This window comes from Brachyspira pilosicoli, assembly GCF_019402445.1.
Classification (GTDB): Bacteria; Spirochaetota; Brachyspiria; order Brachyspirales; family Brachyspiraceae; genus Brachyspira; species Brachyspira pilosicoli_B.
Genome location: NZ_SRZM01000293.1, coordinates 1 through 5,084, shown reverse-complemented (window position 1 = coordinate 5,084; position 5,084 = coordinate 1). Strand labels below are relative to the sequence as shown.

Annotated in this window: 4 protein-coding genes; all 4 read left to right on the top strand. The window is 27.7% G+C overall.

Features of this window, described 5'->3' with window-relative positions:
- Window positions 1-343 (top strand): OmpH family outer membrane protein (locus tag E6A48_RS09350; protein ID WP_219709953.1); only part of this gene is annotated, 343 nt, incomplete at its 5' end.
- Between the two features lie 349 nt (window positions 344-692).
- Entirely contained in the window at window positions 693-1,760 is a 1,068-nt protein-coding gene (locus E6A48_RS09345; protein WP_219709952.1) for a pseudouridine synthase, read from the top strand.
- Window positions 1,761-1,974: 214 nt separating this feature from the next.
- Window positions 1,975-3,090 (top strand): leucine-rich repeat domain-containing protein, encoded by a 1,116-nt coding sequence (locus E6A48_RS09340; protein WP_219709951.1) that lies wholly within the window; start codon window positions 1,975-1,977, stop codon window positions 3,088-3,090.
- A gap of 155 nt (window positions 3,091-3,245) precedes the next feature.
- Window positions 3,246-4,937 (top strand): phospho-sugar mutase, encoded by a 1,692-nt coding sequence (locus E6A48_RS09335; RefSeq protein WP_219709950.1) that lies wholly within the window; start codon window positions 3,246-3,248, stop codon window positions 4,935-4,937.
- The last annotated feature ends 147 nt before the right edge of the window (window positions 4,938-5,084 follow it).

The following is a 5,084-nucleotide window of genomic DNA, read 5'->3' as shown; positions in this document are numbered from 1 at the left end:
TAGGCTTACTAAAGTTGGTTATGTTGATTTAGATAGAGTTGTAAAAGAAGTTACTAAAGATGAAGTTTTTGTTGAGAATTTAAAATTAAAAATGGAAGAGCAAAATAATAGAGATATGGCAGCAGAAACTAATAATACAGAAATAAATACTAACCCTAGAGATAATTCTTTAAGAGGACAAGTTAAAAGACAGGTTGCTGCATCACTTATTGGTATTGTAAAAAAAGAGGGATATACTTTAATACTTGAAAGAACTGAGTATGCTATTCTTTATGCAGATAGAAATTTTGATATTACAGATGCTGTTATTAAAGATGTGAAAGAATCTGTTATGAGAAAATAATTATTAAAAAATAGTATAACTTATTTAAAAATACATACTATTGACAAATAATAAAAAAGACTTTATATTAATATCACTCTGCTTAGTACGTGAAGCGATGACATTCTTGCACCACTATAATTTAATGCTAACGGGATCTGGAGCGAAGCATCAATGATAGGCTCGCCATTATCGCGATATGGTATAGAGAAATCAAGGTCATGTTTCTGAAGAGCCCACCTAACTATAAAGTTAGGTGCATTTATGTCGCATACGGCTAAAGCGGAGCTTTTTTATATTATGTTTTTATATATATTCGCTATTATTAATCAAATAAAAAACCCAATACATATAAAATTAGAGAGTAAAAATGGATAATAAGATAAACAAAGAAAATACTAGACTTGTTAAAGTTATATTAGAATCTGGTTTTGCAAGCAGAAGAAATTGCGAGAAGGCTATAATGTCTGGAAGGGTGAGAGTAAATAATCAGGTGATATTAGACCCTGCTTATAGGGTTAAAGAAAGTGATTCTGTTTCAATAGATAGAAATATTATAGAAAGACAAACTAAAAGGTATATGGCTTTATATAAACCTTTGGGGGTTGTAAGCACTACTAAATATTTACCTGGAAGAAGAATTATTACAGAGTTTTTTAAGGGTATAAAAGAGAGGCTTTTTTATGCTGGAAGGCTTGACTCTGAATCTAGAGGAATTATGATTATTACAAATGATGGAGAGTTTGCTAATATTATTACGCACCCTTCTTATGAGATATTAAAGGTTTATGATGTTACCGTTAATGGCAAAATAGATTCTGAGGCTTTATTAAAGGCTAGTGGCGGTATTACTATAAAAAATGTTACATATTCTCCATTTAAATTTAAAATTCTTTCAAAAGGAAGAGTGCAAAGTAAAATTCGTCTTACCATAAACGAAGGTAAAAACAGAGAAATAAGAAAGATATTTGATTATTTAGGTTATAAAGTTATAGATTTAGAGAGAATATCTGTTGGGTGTGTGAGCAAATATGATGATATATCTGGTACTTTAGAGGCTGGGCATATTAGGGATTTAACTAAAAAAGAGATAGAGTTTTTCTTTAAGCAAAAAGATAAAAAGCTAAAAGAGATAGAGTATTTATTTTCTAATAATACTATTAATTCTATTGAAAATGATGAAGAGTTTAATGAAGAAGAGTTCTTAAAAGATAGTGAAAAAGAAATAAAAAAAGAAGAGAAAAAACAGCATGATAAGTCTAAATGGGCTAAGGCTAAACCTAAGAAAAAAAGATTAGCTTCCAAAAAAACTACTAATAAAAAAATAACTTCAAAAAAATCTGTTTCTGTTAAAGAAAAGAAATTAAAACCAGCACAAAAAAGTAATAAAAAGTTATTAAAAAAGAATACAAGAACTTCAAATAAGAAAGGCAAATAATTAGCCCTATAAAAATTATAGGGCTATCACTTTATTAATATATTAAAATCATAGAAGTATATACATATTATTGCTCTTAATAATACAATATAGAACAAAAAAAATCAATAAAAATACTATGTTTTTATTTTATTTTTATTATATTTTTAAAAAATATTTATATAAAATAAATTACTAAGTTATATTATGTTGGTTTTATATGATAGGGGGTTTTATGTTTAAGAAGGCAATATATTTATTTATAATATTTATTTTAGTTATATCTTGTAGAAGAGCTGTAACACGTCCTACTTTAGATTCTATGGGCACTCCACCAGAAGAACCAGATTCTCCTATTATAGATGAAAAACCAGACCCCAATCCTGATCCAAAACCTGACTCTGAGTTTATTATATTAGCTACTGATACCGAAGAAGAAATACAAAATAAAATTCAAAAATATTATGAAAAAAATAAAGAATATCTAGCTTTTGTTGAAGGAAGTGAAGAAGATATAAAACAAAATAAGACTATAGAAAAAATTAATACAGTTATAAATAAAAATGCCTATACTGAAGGTGTATCATTAGATTTAAGTGCAACTACCATTACAGAAATAGTTGATAATTCATTTTATGGAAATAAATATTTATATTCTGTAAAACTTCCAGATACTTTAACTACTATAGGCAATAATGCTTTTGCAGATTCTAAAAAGTTAATATCAATTAATTTCCCTCCTTCTTTGATAAAAATAGGAAATGGGGCATTTTTAAGTTGCACGAGTTTAGAAGAAGTTAATTTAAAAGAAACAAAAATAACTATATTAAATGAACAAGTTTTTAATAGTTGTGATAAATTAAGTAAAGTAGTACTTCCTGATGTATTATTAACTATTGAGAATAATGTTTTTGCTTATTGTATATCATTAGAAGAAATAGCTTTACCATCAAATGTAGAAGTTATAAAACAATTTGTTTTTGATGGATGTGAAAAATTAAAAAAGGTAAATTTGAATAATAAACTTAAATCCATTAATAGTTATGCTTTTTATGGTTGTTCTTCACTTTCAAGTATATCATTTCCTAGCAGTTTAGAAGTATTAGGAGAATCAGGAATAGCAGAGATATTTACAGATTGTATTTCATTATCAGATGTTGAGTATTTAGGTACAAACCCTGATGCTGTAACTTGGTTTGGTAATATATTTGATAATTCTATGCCTCAAAATTTATATTTGCCTAATGTAGAAGAGCCAGTAGATTCAACAATTAAAGATAAATGGAACGAATTCTTAAAATATGATTGGACTGATAAAATAAAATATAAACAGTCTATGCCTACCAATTAAAAAATATAAAGATAACAGAGAACTTAGAATATTTATAAGTTCTCTTTTTTATATAAATAATATTAAACATTTTACTTGATTATATGCTTTTTATATAATATACTTTAAATATATAATATTAAAATTAGAAAAACAATTTAGAGGTGTGACAACTTATGGAAAAAAATGTACAAGATAGAATTAATTCTTGGCTTAATGGCTCTTATGATGAAGAGACAAAAAAAGAGATTAAGGCATTATTAGATTCTGGTAATGAAAAAGAATTAACAGATGCTTTTTATAGAGATTTAGAGTTTGGTACAGGTGGTTTAAGAGGCATAATGGGTGTTGGTACTAACAGAATGAATAAATATACTGTTGGTGTTGCTACACAAGGTTTAGCTAACTATATACTTAAACAAGGTGGTGGCAATTATAAAGTTGCTATAGGTTATGATTCAAGAAACAATTCTGATGTATTTTCTAAGGCTGCTGCTGAGATACTTTCTTCAAATGGTATAAGCGTTTATTTATATGATGATATTCACCCTATATCACTTCTTTCTTATGCTGTTAGAAGTTTAGGATGTATCGCTGGAATTGTTGTTACTGCTAGCCATAACCCTAAAGAATATAATGGTTATAAAGTTTATTGGACTGATGGTGCTCAAGTTATTCCTCCTCATGATAAAAATATAATAGAAGAAGTATTAAAAGTGAAGCCTGAAGAGGTAAAAATGGGAGATGCTTCAAGAGTTACTCTTATAGGAAAAGATATTGAAGATAAATATATGAATGATTTAATGGGTTATTTAGTTAATCCTGATATCATAAAAAAACATCATGATATAAAAATAGTTTACACTCCTATTCATGGTTCTGGTTATAAAATGGTTCCTATGGCTTTAAGAAAGGCAGGATTTACTAATTTAACAACTTTAGAGGGTGCTCAGCCTCCTAATGGTAATTTTCCTACTGTTGAATCACCTAACCCAGAAAATCCAGAAGCATTAGAGATAGCTGTTAATAAGGCTAAAGAGATAGGTGCTGAACTTGTTATGGGTACTGACCCTGACTGTGATAGAATGGGCTGTGCTTTACTTACTAAAGATGGGAGCTATATGTATCTTACTGGAAATCAAATAGGCTCTATTATTTCTTATTATCTTATAACAAATAAAAAGAATGTTAAAGACCCTTATATAGTAAAAACTATAGTAACTACTGAGCTTGCTAGGGCTATTGCTGATGCTAATAATGTTAAACTTTATGATGTACTTACTGGTTTTAAATGGATTGCTGATATTATAGAAAGAACAAAAGAAGGTACATATTTATTTGGTTTTGAAGAGAGCTTTGGATACTGTATTAACTCAAATGTACGCGATAAAGATGGTGTTAGTTCTTGTTTGATGCTTGCTGAAGTGCTTGCTTATTGCAAAGACAATAATATGACATTGGCTGACTATTTAGAGAGCATTTACGAAAAATATGGATACTTCTATGAAGAGACTATATCTATCATTAAAAAAGGTGCTGACGGAGCTAAGGCTATAGCTGATTTAATGACTTATTATAGAAATAATTTGCCTAAAGAGATTTCTGGTGTTGAAGTTGTAAGCATAAGCGATTATGAGAAAAAAGAAGTTTATGACAACAGCGGCAAAAAAATAAAAGATATTGCTTTACCTAAATCTAATGTTCTTCAGTATATACTTGCTGATAAAACTAAAATTACAGTAAGACCTTCTGGTACTGAACCAAAAATAAAGTTCTATTTTGAAGTTTGTGTAAAAGAAAGCAAAGATAAGAGAGTAAATATAGCTAAAGAAAAAGTAGCTAATTTCAAGAAGTTTATAAAAGAATAATTTTAATCAAGTATTAATGAAAAAGAAGAAGCTCTTAATAATAGGGTTTCTTCTTTTTTTTGTTTTATTAGAATTCCTGCTCTTTAAGTTTTATAGAATAAACTAAAATATAATTTATATTTATTTTAAAGCTCAATTATAAAAAGC

Bases quoted from the DNA above. Each gene is read 5' to 3' on its own strand.
- E6A48_RS09345 (WP_219709952.1), top strand. From the start codon at position 693: ATGGATAATAAGATAAACAAAGAAAATACTAGACTTGTTAAAGTTATA.
- E6A48_RS09340 (WP_219709951.1), top strand. From the start codon at position 1,975: ATGTTTAAGAAGGCAATATATTTATTTATAATATTTATTTTAGTTATA.
- E6A48_RS09335 (WP_219709950.1), top strand. From the start codon at position 3,246: ATGGAAAAAAATGTACAAGATAGAATTAATTCTTGGCTTAATGGCTCT.